Origin of the sequence: Azospirillum brasilense, from assembly GCF_003349955.1 — a bacterium.
GTDB classification, from domain to species: domain Bacteria; phylum Pseudomonadota; class Alphaproteobacteria; order Azospirillales; family Azospirillaceae; genus Azospirillum; species Azospirillum brasilense_B.
On the sequence record NZ_QLKQ01000089.1, the window covers coordinates 1 to 16,690 of the forward strand.

General features: G+C 68.2%; 13 protein-coding genes and 1 pseudogene. 5 read left to right on the forward strand and 9 right to left on the reverse strand.

The window, feature by feature from the left end:
* A partial coding sequence (locus DXK32_RS27490; protein WP_205215843.1) for a CoA transferase occupies nt 1-364 on the forward strand: 364 nt, incomplete at its 5' end.
* Between the two features lie 44 nt (nt 365-408).
* Nucleotides 409-1,758, forward strand: a complete 1,350-nt coding sequence (gene pcaB, locus DXK32_RS27495; protein ID WP_114861419.1) for a 3-carboxy-cis,cis-muconate cycloisomerase — start codon at nt 409-411, stop codon at nt 1,756-1,758.
* 145 nt (nt 1,759-1,903) lie between these two features.
* Here the strand turns inward: pcaB and DXK32_RS27500 are convergent, their stop codons facing one another.
* The 8 genes and pseudogenes from DXK32_RS27500 to DXK32_RS27535 all read right to left on the reverse strand — a co-directional run bounded on the left by DXK32_RS27500 (nt 1,904) and on the right by DXK32_RS27535 (nt 13,409).
* Nucleotides 1,904-3,028 carry an AI-2E family transporter gene (locus tag DXK32_RS27500; protein WP_205215844.1) on the reverse strand — a complete coding sequence of 375 codons (1,125 nt, stop codon included), beginning with the start codon at nt 3,026-3,028 and terminating at the stop codon, nt 1,904-1,906.
* Nucleotides 3,029-3,073: 45 nt separating this feature from the next.
* A complete protein-coding gene (locus DXK32_RS27505; protein WP_114861420.1) occupies nt 3,074-6,199 on the reverse strand; it encodes an efflux RND transporter permease subunit in 3,126 nt (1,041 codons plus the stop codon).
* Nucleotides 6,196-7,350: an efflux RND transporter periplasmic adaptor subunit gene (locus tag DXK32_RS27510; protein ID WP_205215845.1), complete on the reverse strand. Its 1,155-nt coding sequence runs from the start codon at nt 7,348-7,350 to the stop codon at nt 6,196-6,198. Before DXK32_RS27510 ends, DXK32_RS27505 begins: the two co-directional genes overlap by 4 nt.
* On the reverse strand, nt 7,347-8,444 hold the full coding sequence (locus DXK32_RS27515; protein ID WP_114861422.1) for an efflux RND transporter periplasmic adaptor subunit: 1,098 nt from the start codon (nt 8,442-8,444) through the stop codon (nt 7,347-7,349). The genes DXK32_RS27510 and DXK32_RS27515 overlap by 4 nt, the downstream gene beginning before the upstream one ends.
* A 27-nt stretch (nt 8,445-8,471) precedes the next feature.
* A complete protein-coding gene (locus DXK32_RS27520) occupies nt 8,472-9,683 on the reverse strand; it encodes an acetate/propionate family kinase (protein ID WP_114861423.1) in 1,212 nt (403 codons plus the stop codon).
* Between the two features lie 7 nt (nt 9,684-9,690).
* Nucleotides 9,691-10,620: pseudogene (locus DXK32_RS27525) on the reverse strand (bifunctional enoyl-CoA hydratase/phosphate acetyltransferase); the annotation flags it as partial.
* Nucleotides 10,621-10,662: 42 nt separating this feature from the next.
* Nucleotides 10,663-11,139, reverse strand: a complete 477-nt coding sequence (locus DXK32_RS27530) for a hypothetical protein (protein WP_114861425.1) — start codon at nt 11,137-11,139, stop codon at nt 10,663-10,665.
* A 47-nt stretch (nt 11,140-11,186) separates the two neighbouring features.
* Complete coding sequence (locus tag DXK32_RS27535) at nt 11,187-13,409, reverse strand: DUF3141 domain-containing protein (protein ID WP_247877373.1); 2,223 nt, start codon at nt 13,407-13,409, stop codon at nt 11,187-11,189.
* Between the two features lie 912 nt (nt 13,410-14,321).
* Here DXK32_RS27535 and DXK32_RS27540 point away from each other — a divergent pair.
* The 3 genes from DXK32_RS27540 to DXK32_RS27550 all read left to right on the forward strand — a co-directional run bounded on the left by DXK32_RS27540 (nt 14,322) and on the right by DXK32_RS27550 (nt 16,004).
* Nucleotides 14,322-14,723, forward strand: coding sequence for a Rap1a/Tai family immunity protein (locus DXK32_RS27540; protein WP_114861426.1), 402 nt, complete (start codon nt 14,322-14,324; stop codon nt 14,721-14,723).
* 72 nt (nt 14,724-14,795) lie between these two features.
* The gene (locus DXK32_RS27545; protein ID WP_114861436.1) at nt 14,796-15,080 is read left to right on the forward strand and encodes a glycine zipper family protein; all 285 of its coding nucleotides are present in this window, start codon (nt 14,796-14,798) and stop codon (nt 15,078-15,080) included.
* 84 nt (nt 15,081-15,164) lie between these two features.
* Nucleotides 15,165-16,004, forward strand: a complete 840-nt coding sequence (locus tag DXK32_RS27550) for an aminoglycoside adenylyltransferase family protein (protein WP_205215846.1) — start codon at nt 15,165-15,167, stop codon at nt 16,002-16,004.
* Nucleotides 16,005-16,032: 28 nt separating this feature from the next.
* On the opposite strand, the gene DXK32_RS27555 is transcribed toward DXK32_RS27550, so the two are convergent.
* Complete coding sequence (locus DXK32_RS27555; RefSeq protein ID WP_114861427.1) at nt 16,033-16,581, reverse strand: hypothetical protein; 549 nt, start codon at nt 16,579-16,581, stop codon at nt 16,033-16,035.
* Nucleotides 16,582-16,690 lie beyond the last annotated feature (109 nt).

The following is a 16,690-nucleotide window of genomic DNA, read 5'->3' on the forward strand; positions in this document are numbered from 1 at the left end:
CCCGCCTTCCGCATGCCCTCCGTCGCCGAAGCTGCCCCCGGTTTGTGATGGGCTCGCGGCCTTCGCCGGCCTGACCGCCGAGCAGGTGGTCGCCCGGCTGGAGCGGGCCTCGATCGCCAACGCCCAGGCCAATGCCATGCAGGACGTCTGGGACCACCCGCAACTGGCCGCCCGCGACCGCTGGCGCACGGTGGAGACCCAGAACGGGCCGGTGCCGGCCCTGCTGCCGCCGGGCATGGCAAGCGACGGGGATGCGCGCATGGACCCGGTGCCGGCGCTCGGCCAGCACACCGACCGTATCCTTGCCGAGTTGGGCTACGCGCCCGGCGACATCGCCCGGCTGCGCGACGCGAAGGCGGTCTGAGCCGCGCCGCGAACAGAACGACATTTTCTGGGAGGACCAGCACCATGCCGTCCACGATCATCGACTCCGCCATCTTCGGCGACATCTTCAGCACCCCGGCCATGCGCGCCATCTGGTCGGACGAGAACCGAACCCGCAAGTACCTGGACATCGAGGCCGCACTCGCCCGCGTCCAGGGCCGCCTGGGCATCATCCCGCAGGAGGCCGCCGACGAGATCGTCGCCAACTGCTCGCTCAACAAGATCGACATGGCGACGCTGAAGGCGCAGACGGAGCGCATCGGTTATCCGGTGCTGGGCGTCGTCTCGCAGCTCAACGCGCTGTGCCGCGACCGGCTCGGCGAATATTGCCACTGGGGCGCCACCACGCAGGACATCACCGACACCGCCACGGTCCTGCAGATGCGCGAGGCGCTGGCCCTCGTGGACGAGGATCTCGCGGGCCTGTCGGCGGCCCTGGCGACCCTCGCCAAGCGCCACCGGGACACGCCGATGATCGGCCGCAGCAACCTGCAGCAGGCGGTGCCGGTGACCTTCGGCTACAAGATGGCCGGGCTGCTGTCGGCGGTCGAACGCCATCGCGAGCGGCTGGCGCAGCTCCGTCCGCGCGTGCTGATGGGCGAATTCGCCGGAGCGTCCGGCACGCTGGCCTCCCTGGAGCACGGCGCCATGGAGACCCAGGCCGGGCTGATAGAGGAACTGGGCCTCGCCCAGCCGGTGATCGCCTGGCACACCATCCGCGACACCATCGCCGAGGTGGGCTGTTTCCTGGGCCTGGTCGGCGGCACCCTCGGCAAGCTGTCGATGGACGTGAAGCTGATGATGCAGACCGAGGTCAGCGAGGTCTACGAGCCCTTCGCCCATGGCCGCGGGTCGAGCAGCACCATGCCGCAGAAGCGCAACCCGATCTCCAGCTGCTACATCCACGCGTCGATCTCCGTGCTGCGCCAGCACACGGCGGCCCTGCTCGACGCCATGGTGGCCGACCACGAGCGGTCGACCGGCCCCTGGGAGATCGAATGGATCGTCCTGCCAGAGGCGTTCTGCCTGCTGGCCGGCGCCCTGAAACAGGCTCGGTTCGTGGTGAGCGGCCTTGAGGTGGATGCCGAACGAATGCGCGCGAACCTGGAGATGACCAACGGGTTGGTGGCGTCCGAGGCGGTGATGATGGGACTCGGCCGCCACATCGGCCGCGAATACGCCCACGACCTGGTCTACGACCTCTGCCGCGAGGCGGTGCGGCAGAACCGGCCGCTGCTCGACCTGCTGGCCGAAACGCCGGAGATCAGCGCCTGCCTCAGCCGCGCCGAACTGGCCAAGCTCTGCGATCCGGCCAATTACCTCGGGCAGTCCGGGGTCATGGTCGACCGTGTGCTGGCCCGCATGAACAGCTGATCGGGGCGTTCAGGACAGGCTCAGTTGAGCCAGGCGCAGGGTGTTGGTCGTCTCTGCCTGGGCGCGTGTTGTCCAAGGCGCGGGCCCGGTCCACAGGGCATGTCGACGGCGCCTTCGGGCGCCGTCTCTTGGACGGCCCGCCCGCCTATTCCACCACAACGTCGCCCGGCTCGCTTCCCCCGCTCCATTCCCGGATGAGGCCGTAGGCCACGGCGAGCAGCGTCGGGCCGAGAAAGATGCCGATCAGGCCGAACGCGACGAGACCGCCGATGATGCCCAGGAAAATGATGATGAAGGGCAGATCGCTGCTCCGGCCGATCAGGATCGGGCGCAGGATGTTGTCGAGGCTGCCGACCAGCAGGCCGACCCAGGCCACCAGGAAGATCGCCATAGCGGTGCGGCCCTGGCTGGCCAGCCAGATCGCGGCGGGCAGCCAGATCAGCGCCGGTCCCATCGGCACCAGCGTCAGGAAGAAGGTGATGAAGCCGAGGAGCAGGGCGCCGGGAAGCCCCGCGACCCAGTAACCCACGGTGGCGGCGATGGCTTGCACCAGCGCGGTGCCGAGTACGCCATGGACGACCCCGTTGATCGTCTCGGCAGCGACGTCGAGGGATTTCCGCGCGCGGTCGCCGGCGATCCGCCCCACGATGCTGCGCAGCCGGCGCACGGCGGTGCGACCGTCCCGATAGAGGAAGAAGGCGATCAGGATGCTCAGCGCAATCAGCGACGTCCCCGAGAGAAGATGCCCACCGCTCGCCAGCACCCCGTCGCGGATCTGGCCGATGTAGGGCTGGAGCGTCGTGCGCAGATTGGCTTCGCCGCTCGCCAGCACGCTCCACATCTCCCGCAGCTGCTCCCCGAGGAGCGGGAGGCCGGCCAGCCAGTCCGGCAGGGGTGGAAGCCCCCGGTCCATGGCCGCGTGTGCCGCTTCGTAGACCCGGACGACGTTCTCCGTCAGCGTGATTCCAAGCGCAACGAGGGGCCCGACGAGAACCGCCATGATCGTCAGCGTCATGATCGCCGCCGCCAGCGTCGTGCGGCCACCGAGCGCACGCTCGATGCGCCGATGCAGCGGCCAAGTGCTGAAGGACAGGATGACGGCCCAGAGGATCGCCGCGATGAAGGGGCGCAACACGACGAAGCAGCCGATCAGCAGGAGCAGCATCATGGACAGGACGAGCGCCTTGCGGACATAGCTCATCTCGTACCGCTCCGCGGCCTCCGCGGCGTCGGCGCGCGGCATGAACCGGTCGTGAATGAAGTCCGCCACGGATTCCGTTCCCTTCAGCTTGTGTTCCCGTCAAGGCGCGGGTGGTCACACGCCGCTCGTCACCCCCTTGGTCGGCGCCGCACCCGGCGGGTGCATGGCTTCGTCGTACCGCGGCTTGGCGCGCTCCTCCGCCGCCGGTTCCCGGATCCGGAACCAGGCGACGTACAGCGCCGGCAGGAAGAGCAGCGTCAGCAGGGTCGCCACGATCAGGCCGCCAATGATCGCGTAGGCCATGGGACCCCAGAACACCTCCGGCGCGATGGGGATCATGCCCAGGCTGGCCGCCGCCGCCGTCAGCAGGATCGGCCGCACGCGGTGCATGGTGGCGTTGATGACCGCGTCCCAGGGATGCTCCCCGGCCTCCAGATGCTCGTCGATCTGGGCGATCATGATGACCGAGTTGCGGACGATCATGCCGATCAGCGCGACCACGCCCAGAATGGCGACGAAGCCCAGCGGCGTGCCGGTCGGCAGCAGCGCCGCGACGACGCCGATCAGGCCGAGCGGCGCCACGCTGATGACCAGGAACAGCTTCTGGAAGCTCTGAAGCTGGATCATGAGGATGGTCAGCATGACGAAGATCATGATCGGGAAGACGGCGGTGATCGAGGCCATGCCCTTGGCGCTGTTCTCCACCGTGCCGCCCGCCTCGACGGTGTAGCCGGGCGGCAGGCTGCGCCGCAGCTCGTCGACCGCCGGGGCCAGCTGCTGCACCACCGTCGCGGCCTGCAGCGGCGGGACCAGATCGGCCTGGACGGTGATGGTGGGCAGGCGCGTCCGCCGCCAGACCACCGGCTGCTCCAGGTCGTAGCGCATGGTCGCGACCTCGCCCAGCGGCACGGTGCGGCCGTCCGGAATGGCGATCTGGAGGTTGCGCAGCGTCTCGATGGAGCTGCGCTCCGCGTTGGTCGCCTGGGCGACCACGTCGATCAGGTAGATGTCGTCGCGCACCTGCGTGAAGGCCGCACCCGACACCGTGGCGTTCAGCGCCTGGTTGAGCGATTTGGAGCTGATCCCCAGCAGGCGGGCCTTGTCCTGGTCCACGTCGACCCGCACCACCTTCGACGGCTCGTTCCAGTCGTAGTTGACCAGCAGCGTGTAGGGGTTGGTGCCGATGGTGTCGGCCATCCGGGCGGCGATGGCCCGCACCTCGCCCACGTCGGGTCCGGAGACGCGGTACTGGATCGGCCAGCCGACCGGCGGCCCCATCTCCAGCGGGCTGACCCGCGTGTTCAGATCGGAGAAATTCTCGTTCAGCACCTTCTCCAGCCGGGCGCGGACGGCCTCGCGGACCTTGTAGCCCTTGGTCACCACCACGGCCTGCGCGAAATAGTCGTTGGCCAGCTGCACGTCGAGCGGCAGGTAGAAGCGCACAGCGCCCTGGCCGATGTAGAAGCTCCACCGCTCGACGTCCGGGTCGGCGGCCAGCACCTTCTCGAAGCGGTCCACCACCTCCTCGGTCGACCGGATCGAGGCCGTCTGCGGCAGGGTCAGATTGACCAGCAGCTCCGGGCGGTCGGAGGCGGGGAAGAACTGCTGCTGGACGAAGCGCAGGCCGAAGACCGACAGGCCGAACAGCAGCAGCGTGGCGACGATCACCACATAGCGTGCCCGCATGGCCAGGCGCAGACTGCCCCGGAACATCCGCATCAGGCGCCCCGGTTCGCTGCCATGCTTCGCCTTCATGGTCTTGGGCAGCACGTTCACCCCGATGAGGGGCGCGAACAGGACCGCCACGATCCAGGAGAACAGCAGCGCCATCGCCACCACGGCGAACAGCGTGAAGCAGTATTCCGCCGCACCGCCCTGGGCGAAGCCGATGGGAATGAAGCCGGCCACGGTGATCAGCGTGCCGGTCAGCATGGGAAAGGCCGTGGAGGTGTAGGCGAAGGTCGCCGCCTTATCCAGGCTGAAACCCTCCTCCAGCTTGGTGATCATCATCTCCACAGTGATCATCGCATCGTCCACCAGCAGGCCGAGCGCGATGATCAGCGCGCCCAGCGAGATGCGCTGGAGCGTGATGCCGTAGAACTCCATGCCGATGAAGGTCATGCCCAGCACCAGCGGGATGGAGGTCGCCACCACCAGCCCGGCGCGCAGGCCCAGGCTGATGAAGCTGACCACCAGGACGATGACGACGGCTTCCTTCAGCGCCTTGGTGAAGCCGGCGACCGATTCCTCCACCACCACCGACTGGTTGGCGACGAGGTGGACGCCGATGCCCACCGGCAGGTTCGCCTCGACCTGCCGCATCCGCTCGCGGATGCCCTCGCCGAAGGTCAGCACGTTGCCGCCGGCCGCCATGGAGATGATCATTCCGATGGCCGGCTGCCCGTTGTAGCGGAACAGCGGCGACGGCGGGTCGGCGTAGCCGCGCCGGATGTCCGCCAGATCGGCCAGCCGGTAGAATTTATCGTTCGCGCGCAGGCTGATGGCGCGCAGGCTGTCCTCCGACGTGAAGGCGCCGCTGACCCGGACCGAGATCTTCTCGTCGCCCGCCTGGACCACGCCGGCCGGCGCCACGGCGTTCTGCGCCTGAAGCTCGGCGATGACCTGCTCGCGGTCGATCCCCATCGCGGCCAGCTTCCGCGTCGAGAAGTCGAGATAGATCCGCTCGTTCTGGACGCCGACGAACTGGATTTTGCCGACGTCCGGCACGCGCATGAGATCGGCCCGCGCGGTCTCCGCGTAGTCCTTCAGCTCGCGGTAGCTGAAGCCGTCGGCGGTGAAGGCGAAGACTGTGCCGAAGGTGTCGCCGAACTCGTCGTTGAAGGCCGGCCCCTGCACGCCCTGCGGCAGGGTGGCTTTCATGTCGGCAATCTTCTTGCGGACCTGATACCACAGGTCGGGCACCGCCTCGGCCGGCGTGTAGTCCTTCAAATTGACGTAGACGACCGAGATGCCGGGCTTGGTGTAGCTCTTGACGTAGTCGAGATAGGGGATCTCCTCCAGCTTCTTCTCGATCGGGTCGGTCACCAGCTTCATGGTGTCCTCGATGGTGGCGCCGGGCCAGTTGGCCTGGACCACCATGGTCTTGATCGTGAAGGCCGGGTCCTCCTCGCGGCCGAGGCGCATGTAGGCCATGCCGCCCGCCAGCGTCAGCGAGATGATCAGGTACCAGACGAAGGAACGGTGGCGCAGAGCCCACTCGGAGAGATTGAAGCCGGTCATGGTGCCGCCGCCGTTTCGATTTTCTGGTTGAACCGGACCCGCTGGCCTTCGCTCAGGCTGTGCACGCCGGCGGTGACCACGACGTCGCCGCGGGTCAGTCCCTCGGTGACGATGACCGGGCCATCGCCTTCCCTGGCCCTGATCACGACCGGCTGGCGCCGGACCGTCTGGGCCTTCGGGTCGACGATCCAGACGAAGCTCCGCCCGGCCTCCTCGAACAGCGCCGTTCCCGGCAGCTCGACCACCGGGGCGGGCGGCTGCTTCAGGCGGCCGATGACGGTCGCGCCGAGGCGCAGGGCGTCGGGCGGGTTGTCCAGCGCGATCCGGACGGTGTGGGTCCGGGTGACGGGATCGGCCTGGGGCGAGATCTCGCGGACGCGGCCCACCGCCGCGATGTCCGGTGCGCCGGCCAGCGAGACCTCGATCACCGGGTCCTTCGGCGCCGCCCGGATGCCGGTCTCGGCGACGTTGAAGACGGCTTCGCGCTCCTCGGGCTGGGCGACGCGCACCACCATCTGCCCGGCTTCGACCACCTGTCCGGGCTCGGCCCCGATGGTGGTCACCACGCCGTCCCGATCCGCCCGCAGCTCCGTGTAGCCGACCCGGTCGCGGGCCGATTGCAGCGCCGCCTGCGTGGCGATGACCTTGGCGTCGGCGGTGCGCATCGCCAGAAGCGCCGCATCGTACTGCGCCTGCGGGGCGTTGCCGTTGGCCAACAGCTCCCGCTTGCGGCCCTCCTCATTGCGCGCCTGCACCTGATCAGCCTTGGCGGAGGCGAGGTTCGCCTCGGCGGTCCGCAGCGCGTTGCGCTGGTCCTGGTCGTCCAGCCGCGCCAGCACGTCGCCGGCCTTAACCAGACTGCCCACATCGACCTTGCGCTCGACCAGCTTTCCGGCGATGCGGAAGCCAAGGTCGGCGTCGGCCCGCGCCTCGATGGTTCCGGTGGCGGAACCGCCCATCCGGAAGGTCACCGGCTCCACGGTGACGGTCCGCACCGGGCGGATCACCGGCGCCGCTTCCGCGTGATGGCCGCCCTGCGGCTGACAGGCCGCCAGGGCGGGGGCAAGCGCCAGCAGCGCGACGAGAAGCGGCTTCGCGGGCGGCCGCCACATGGTTGGGGGCCGCATGGTTGGTCGCGCGATGCGGGTCATGCGCCGCTCCCCTGCTTGATGGTGACCTTCTGGTCCGGCCGCAGCTTCTGGACGCCGCCGACCACCACCAGATCGCCATCGCTGAGGCCACTGGAGACGGTGACCGTGCCGGTGTCGTATTGCAGGACGGAGACGGGGCGCAGGCTCACCGTGTCGGCCGGCCGCGTCACGACCCAGACCGCCGGCTCCCCGTTTCCCGTCTGGAACAGGGCCGAGGACGGCAGATTGACCACCGGACGCGTCGGCAGCTTGGCCCGACCGACGACGGAGGAGCCGAGCAGGAAGGCGTCGGGGGCGTTGGGCAGGGAAACCTTCACGGTGTAGGTCCGGGTCACCGGATCGACCCCCGGAGACACCTCGCGGATTGTGCCCTCGGTGACGGTCTTCGCGTCGTTGACGAGCCGCACCTCGACCGGCGGCAGGCCCTCCCGCCCCTCCAGCCGGATGCTGGCGCCCGGCACCTGGAAGACCGCCTCCCGCTCATTCGGGTCGGCCAGCCGCAGCACCGGCTGGCCGACGGCGACCACCTGGCCGGGCTCCGCCGCCTTCGCCGTGATGATCCCGTCGCGGTCGGCCCGCAGTTCGGTGTAGGACAGCGTGTCCCGGGCCGAGCGCAGCTGCGCCTCGGCGGAGTTCAGCTCGGCCTGCGCCTGCTGGAAGCGTTTCTGGGCGTTGTCGTACTGGACCCGGGTGGTGAAGCCGTTGGCGAGCAGGGAGCGCTGGCGCTCCTCCTGCGTCCGGCTCTGCTCGACGGCGGCCTGCGCCGCCGCCACGTCGGATTCGGCGGACCTCACGGCGTTGGTCTGGTCCTGGTTGTCCAGCCGCGCCAGCAATTGGCCGGACGTGACCGTCTGCCCCACGTCCACCAGCCGCTCGACCACCTTGCCGCCGACGCGGAAGCCGAGGTTGCTCTCATGGCGGGCCTGGATTTCCCCGGTCAGCGCGGCGGTGCGGTCGAACTGGCTGACCTGCACCGGCAACGCGCGGATCAGCGTCGCCTCGGCCGGTGGCGGCGCCGGCTGCTCGCAGCCGAGAAGCAGGAGGCCGGCGACGATTGCCGATCTGGATGACCCAAAACCGGATAACCAGGACATGGTGCCTCTCTCCTTCTCGGGACCGTGTCATGCGGAGCGGTGGCGGCGGAGGATGGCGCGGGTGTGGAGCGCGATCATCCGCTCCTCGTCGGTCGGGATGACGCAGCCCATGACCCGGCTGTCCGGCGTCGTGATGCACAGCGCGTTCGCGGCGTTGGCCGCCTCGTCGAGGTCGACGCCGAGCCAACGCGCCCGCTCCGCGATGGCCTTGCGGATGACCGGCGCCCGTTCGCCGATGCCGGCCGTGAACACCAGCCCGTCGATGCCCCCCATGGCGGCGCCCAGCGCCCCGATGGCGAGGGTCGCCCGGTAAACGAAGCAGTCCAGCGCGAGCCTGGCGCGCGGGTCGGGGCTGGCCAGCAGGTCGCGGACGTCGTTGCTGATGCCGGACAGCCCCTTCAGCCCGCAGTCGTAGTACAGCAGCCGTTCGATGGCGCGGGCGTCCATGCCCTTGTCCATCAGGTACAGGACCACGCCGGGGTCCAGCTGTCCCGGCCGTGTGCCCATCGGCAGCCCGTCCAGCGCGGTGAATCCCATGGTGCTGTCCACACTGCGCCCGTCTTGGATGGCGCACATGCTGACCCCGCTGCCGAGATGCGCGACGACGACCCGCCCGCCGGCGATCCCCGGGGCGAGGTCCGGCAGACGCCCGGCGATGTATTCGTAGCTCAGGCCATGAAAACCGTAGCGCCGCACGCCTTCCCGGTGGAGGGCCTCCGGGATGGCGTAGCGGTCGGCCGGTTCGGAATGGTGCCGGTGAAAGGCCGTGTCGAAGCAGGCCACCTGAAGCACGTCGGGCAGGAGTTTCCGGATCGCCCGGATCGGCGCCAGATTGTTCGGCTGGTGGAGCGGGGCGAGCGGAACGTAGGTCTCCAACGTCCCGATCACCGCATCATCCACCGCCACATGGCTGTCGTAGACCGGCCCGCCATGGACCACCCGATGCCCGACCGCCACCGGCATGGCCCCGCCCAGCCGCTCCCGCAGCCACGCGCCGAGAAAGGCCAGCGCGCCGGGAACCCCGTCGCCGGATTCGGCCGGCAAGGGAACGCCGCCGTCCTGGCTGCCATCCTGGCTGCCATCCTGGACGATCAGCCGGGGCGTCGTGCCGATCCCCTCGATCCGGCCGCGCAGGCGCACCGGCAGCGTCCCGTCCGCCGCGTCGAACAGCTGGAACTTGATGCTGGAGGAACCGGCGTTGATGACCAGGATCGTCTCGGTCATGCTCATCTCGGTCATGGCGGCTTCACCCCTTCACCGGCTGCTCGATCCGCTGCCGGTGCGCGTACAGCGCCGCCACGGCGCAGGAGGCCATGCGCGTCATGACGCTGTCGGCCCGGCTGGTCAGCACAATGGGCACCCGCGCGCCCAGCACGATGCCGGCGGCATCGGCGTTCGCCAGGAAGGTCAGGTTCTTGGCGAGCATGTTGCCCGCCTCCAGATCCGGCACGACGAGAATGTCGGCCTGCCCGGCGACCGGGGACGCGATGCCCTTGATCCTCACCGCCTCCGGGCTGATGGCGTTGTCGAGCGCCAGCGGCCCGTCCAGCAGGCCGCCGGTGATCTGTCCCCGGTCGGCCATCTTGCACAGCGCGCCGGCCTCCACGGTGGAGGGGATCTTCGGGTTGATGGTCTCGACCGCTGACAGGATCGCCACCTTCGGCTGGGGATTCCCCAGCGCCCGCGCCAGATCGATTGCGTTCTGGATGATGTCGCGCTTGTCCTCCAGGGTCGGCGCGATGTTCACCGCGGCGTCGGTGATGAACAGCGGCTTGGCGTAGGTCGGCACGTCCATGATGAAGACGTGGCTGATGCGCCGCTCCGTCCGCAGCCCGCTGTCCTTCCTCGCCACCTCGCGGAGCAGTTCGTCCGTGTGCAAGCTTCCCTTCATGAGGAGCTGGGCGCGCCCCTGGCGCACCATCTCCACCGCCGTGGCGGCGGCGGCGTGGCTGTGCGGCACGTCCACGATCTCGTACGGGGCGATGTCCATACCGGCCTCGTCCGCCACGGCCCGGATGCGCGCGGCCGGACCGATCAGGATCGGGGTGATGAAGCCCTGCCGGGCCGCATCGACGGCGCCGCCCAGGGACGAAGCGTCGCAGGGATGCGCCACCGCCGTGGGGACGGGGGAGATCGCGCGGCAGGCGGCGACCAGCCGTTCGTACTTTTCATGCCGATGCGCGGACGGTGGCGGGCTGCCGGCCATGACGCGCCCTCCTCACCAGCGCAGGTACAGCCCGACGTCCCCCGGCATTCCGCCGGGATAGTCCAGGATCTGCGCCCGCAGCTTGTAGCCCTTGGCCCTCAGATTCTTGTCGAAGACCTCATAGGCTTCGCGGGCGTAGCCGGTCAGGGAATTTGGCCAGTCCGGCTCGAAATTGTTGATCGCCCGGCCGCCGTCGGTGCAGTAGCTGCTCGGGAAGCGCGCCACCTGGATTTCCTTCACGCCGCGTGACGCGGCGTCGCGCACCGCGCGCGTGAACCGTTCCTTGGCATCGGGGCGGATGTGCTGATTCATGAAGGCTTCGCGGACGGTGTCCTGTTCCTTCATGTGCTTCTTTTCCCGCTCCAGGGCTTCCTGAAGCAGCGCCATCTCGTGCTCCTCGGCAAGCTTCCGGAGCTCGTCGGGCGAGATCAGGTCGTCACCGATGTCGGGGACGGCCGCGGCCGCCCTGGTCTGATCCATGTTGCTCATGACGCGTTCCCCTTGTTGCTCGTCAGCCCCGTGCGTCGGCGCCGGGTTTACTTGGCCTTCGCTGTGCCCATCGCCCTGGGCGGCGCGTCCGCCCGGCTGATGTCGGAGGCGGCCTTGGCCAGGGACGTTCCGTCGGCCCCGGGCAGCACACGCAGGGGCGGCTCGCGCTCGGCCTCGATGCGCTCCTCCTTGTTGTGCAGAAGGGCATCCACCTGCCGCAGGCGGGCGCGCTGGTCGGGAGTGAGCGGCCCGGAGGCCTCCAGGACGCGTTCCGCCAGCGCCATCACCTCCTTGCGCTCCTTCTCGCCGTGCAGGAGCTTCGGCAGCGCGCTCATCGCCGTGTCTTCGTCCATCAGCATCAGGAAGACCTGTTCGCGGAAGACCGCGCGGACGGCGTCCACGGACAGGTGCTGGGTGCCGGGATGCTCCTCGCGGATTTTCCGCAGCATCTGGAAGGCGCGCTCGTCGAGGGCGCCCTCGCCGCGCCGCGCATGGATCAGGACGCGGAACAGCGCCTCCCGCAACCCGCCCTCCTCCACGCGCCCCATGATCTCGGCCATCCGCTTTTCGACCAGGGCTTCGAACGCCTCGTCGCGGACGTGCGGCGGCCTTGCGTCCTCGCCCGGCGCGGCCAACCCGACCAGAGCCTGAAGGAGCGGCGCGTTGTAGAGGCCCATGAACAGGCGTTCGACGGCGCCGTCCCGCGCGTCCCGCCAACGGTCGAGCCCCTGCACGATCTCGTCCGAGACGCGGTTCTGCGCGCTCAGGTACGGGTTGTCCGGGCTCACCGGGCGGCGGTGCTCGCGCACCCAGTCGGCCATGGGGGCGACCGGCGCCATGAACGGGTTGAGGTGCGAGAACAGGTAATACTGGCTGCGCGCCGGGTTCATCATCCGCAGCCACTCGGCGAAGGGCTCGTTGACCGCCGCCTGGATGGAGGGCCGTGCAAAGGTGGCGTACAGGCCCTTGTTGATGTCCGAGATGCGGGCCACCGCGGCGAACCGCCGGTCGTCCTCCGGCGTGTTGCCGCCAAGCCCGCGGATGTCGTCGAGCGTGCGCGGCTCGAACCGCGTGACGTAGTCGCCCGCGACCAGATCTGCGCCGGGAACGCTCGGGTCCTTCGGCTGGAGGATCATCTCGTAGAGACCGGGTGGCAGCAGGTCGATGAAGTCGATGTTCTCGACGAACTCCGACGTTTCCTTGCGGGCGACGCGGCCGGACACGAAGATTCCCAGATGCCCGATGTCGTGATGGAGGTTGTAGACGATGGTCTGCTCGTGAGCCCGGATGTCCTCGACGTCGCTGTAGAGATCGAGGATCCAGCCCAGCGCCTGTTGCGGCGGCGTGATGTTGTCGCCGAAGGACGCGAAGACCAGGATGGGCGAGCGGATGTTCCGCAAATCCAGCCGGCGCCCGTTCCGGACGATGCCGCCGCTGGTCATCTTGTTGCCGACGAACAGCTCTTCGGTGATGGCCTCGATCTCCTCCCCGTTCATCAGGAAGAAGCCGCTCCACCACTTTTCGAATTCCAAGTACCGGTCCGCTTCCGTGTCGATATGGGCGTACAGATTGTACGCCTTCTTCCAATAGGTGTTGGCCGGGTCCAGCTTCTCGAAGTTGCCGACCAGATGCGCCCCGTCGAAGCGGCCGTTGCCGAGATCGCTGGCCAGGGCAGCGAGCCAGGCGCCGCCATAGAGCCCGCCGAGGTAGCGCATCGGGTTCCGCCCCTTCACGCCGGCCCAGTAGGACAGCGGGGAGCCCGCGATGATGATCGGCCCCATCAGGTCGGGCCGGACCGCGCTCAGCGCCATCACCGCCCAGCCGGCTTGGCAATTGCCGATGACGCACGGCTTGCCGCCCGCGCCGTCGTGCAACTTTCCGACATGCTCGATGAAGAAGGCCTCGGCTTCACCCACGTCGGCGAGGGTCTGGCCCGGCTCCGGTTCAGCATGGAAGCCGATGAAGTAGCAGGGGTGGCCGGCGCGCAGAGCGGTGCCGATCTGGCTGTCCGGCTTGAAGCCGCCGATCCCAGGCCCGTGACCGGCGCGCGGATCGACGATCACGAACGGGCGCTTGGCCGGGTCCGTGCCGACGGCGGGGTCCGGCAGGATGCGAAGCAGCGTGTAATTGCACGGCCGCTTCAGCTTCCTCCCCTCCATCACGACCTCGTAAGGGAAGGACAGGACGGGCGGTTTTCCTTTATCGGCATGGTCCATGAACTGGTCGCCGCGGCGTCGCAGGACATCCAGGAACAGAATCCAACGCTGCATGGCGTCGACGCCGTAGTCGAAAGCGTCCTGAAATGGGTTGAAACCAAGGAACGGGTTGGAAAAAGCCGGCGCATCCGCGCCTTTCCCAACCGCGGTCTCTCCAGCCGGCTTTGCCCCAGCCGGCTTTGCAGTGGTCCTGTCACCTGCGGGTTCGCCGAAGGGGGTAAGAAAAGGGAATGCCGCAGTCCAGGTGGAAAACCAAGTCGTCAGAGACGGCTGTTCAGTCCGGGGAGGCTCCCGCCGAGTCTTCATCACATGCCCTCTCTGGCTGTACGCTCTTGCGCCGACCGTGCGTCTGCTAGGCCGACCGGTTTCTTTGCATCCGCGAAGGTGTCGCAAAGCTGGCGGAGCGGATTGGGAATTAGGGGGCCGAGACGCTGGCTTGGACAGGTGGAATCCTGAACCAAACCACCCGCTGCGCTGAAGCGTGCAACTGTTGGCCTTGTTACCGTATCAAGCCACGATCCCTTGGCCGCTCATGCCTGAAACAGGGCTGTGGCACCGTCTTACGGGGTGGCTTCGGTTTCAGGATTTTTCCCGAATGCGTTTCAATTTGAGAGGCCCTCCGGGCGCTCGCCCCGAGCAATTTATCTTAAAATTCCATTTTATTCTCTATTTATGTTCTTTGAGAGAAGCCAGCACCCAGCGACGGCGAAAATTTTGACTGTCGACCGGCACTTTGGGCAGAAATCAGATTTTTCTACATGACAGATACGGCGGGCGTTACCGTAGCAGGACTGCGCCGGGTCTAGTGGAGTGCTACTTTTTAAAGCACTGTATTTTGCGAGTTAAATTGTTCCCCGACCTCCGCACCCGGTCCATCCGATCGGCTGTCCATCGGTTTCGTCTCGGACCGGCCGGTTCGTTGGGGAGTCGTCTCCTCGTCCATAAGAAAAGCGCTGGGAGCAAACCATGAAACACCGAACCAAGGCCGCTCTGGCCGTTGCCCTGACGGCGACGGTGATCACCGCCGCGAACGCGCAGATGGGGCCGGCCCCCACGGAAACCAATTTTCAGGTCCGGACCACCGGCGACCTTGTGCGGCTGTGCGAAGCCACGCCAAACGACCCGACCGGCATCGCGGCGCTCCATTTCTGCCACGGCTTCGCCGTCGGCGCCTATCAATACCATCAGGTCGTGGCGGCCGCCGAAGGCAAGCGCCAGTTGGTGTGCGCGCCGACGCCACCGCCGTCGCGCAACGACGCCGTTTCCGCCTTCGTCACCTGGGCAAAGCAGAATCCCAGGTTGATGGACACGCCGCCGGTGGATGGGTTGTTCCGCTTCCTGTCCCAGCGCTACCCCTGCCGCGCCTGATCCCGCCGGCATCCGCTTCCTCCGCTGCGGTCCACGGCCTTCGATCAAAGGCCAACCAGGATGGGAATGATCATGAAACCCACACGACTCCTCCGCGTCGCCGTCGTCGCGCTTCCCCTTGCGGCTTGCGCCGACATGTCACCGACCCAGCAGCGCGCGCTCACCGGCACGACCGGAGGTGCTGCCGGCGGAGCGCTGATCGGCGCCATAGCTGGCAACGCCGGCATGGGTGCCGCCATCGGCGCGGGCGCCGGCTTGGCCGGCGGCCTGCTCTACGACTATCACAAGCGGACCGAGGCCTCGGCCTACCAGCGCGGCGTCCAGCAGGGGGCGACCCAGCGAAGCGGGACTCAATGACCGCACCGCGGCCCCATCGACCGACCTGCGGCGATCGCGTCGCCAACGACCGGGCGACGGACGATTTCAGAGCCCTGCCAGCCGTTGTCATTCTGCGACGCGGCTGGCATTCTGATCGCGATGATACCGCCCCTGGCGCATGAACCACGATCCTGCGAGCAGACCGTTGCCGCCGCGGCGTTTGTCCGCGACGTTCTCGGCGGCTCCGCCTTGGCCGCGTATCTCTATGGATCGGCGGTTGCGGGTGCCCTGCGCCCGAACAGCGATCTCGATATCCTCGTCGTCACCGATCGATCGCTGTCGGACGATGAGCGCGTTGCGATCATCGGTCAGCTTTTGCCGATCTCGGGAAGCACCGCCGCCGGCGGACCGGGCCGCCCCGTCGAACTCACCATCCTCGCCCGCCCGGCCCTGACCCCATGGCGCCATCCCGGCTGCCTTGAGCTTCAGTATGGCGAATGGATGCGCGCCGAGTTCGAGCGGGGTGATCTGCCCGAATGGCCATGCCGGGATCCCGACGTCGCCGTTCTGATTGAGGCGGCCCGCCGCGGAGCCCTGCCGCTCTTCGGCCCACCCGTCGCCGATCTCCTCGATCCGGTGCCGCGCGCGGATCTTGTCCGGGCCATGGTGGACATGGTGCCGATCCTGATTCCGGGAATCGAAGAGGGGGACGACAGACGAAACGGGCTGCTGACCCTGGCGCGCATTTGGACGACGCTTGCGACCGGCGAGATCCTCCCGAAGGATCGGGCCGCCGATTGGGCGCTCGCGCGTCTGCCCGAGGAGCACCGGCGCGTTCTGGCGCACGCCCGAGCGGCCTATCTCGGCGAGGAGCGGGAGGATTGGAGCGATCTCGCGCCGGGGGTGCGGCCGCATGTCGACCACATCATCGCACGCATTCAAACCCTGACGGCCGGAACATGATCGAACTGACGGATCACGCCCAAAACGATCAATATCCGGGAGGCGCGGTGACGGTGATGTAGGTGACGTTTCCGTCCACGTAGCTGCGGTTGTACCAGGTTCCGCCGCAACCGTAGTAGCTGACGCCGCCGTACGGCACGACGGTGGGTGTGCAGGGAAGCACCGTCACGTAATTGGGACCCGCCGTGGCCGCACCGGCGATGTAGCCGGCGGTCGCTCCCACCGCCGCACCCGCAAGAGCCCATCCCCAATCGTCGTCATCATCGTCGTAGTAATGATGACCATCCCAGTTGTTGGCGATGTTCTGCGCCGCGTAGGCCCGCGATTCCGTGCGTTCGGTCTGGCCTTGCTGGCGGGCCTCCGTGCGTTCGGTCTGGCCCTGCTGCCGCTGTCCCTGCCGTTCAGTCCGCTCCTCCTGAGCCGAACTGCGCGTGTCGGCCCGGGCTTCGGTGCGCGTCTGCTTCGTCTCGGCGCGCTGCGCGGACCGCTCCGTAGCGCCGGACTGCCGGGACGCCGTCTGCGCGGAGGCCGTCCGCTGGCTCGACCGCTGGGTGGCGCCGGCCTGACGGGCTCCCACCCCCGCCGTGGATCGTCCCGCCGAGGAACGTTGAGCGGAAAAGCCGCCTCCCGCCGCCGGGCCGGATCGGGAGAATCCCCCGCCGCCCCCTCCTCCTCGGCCGCCGCCT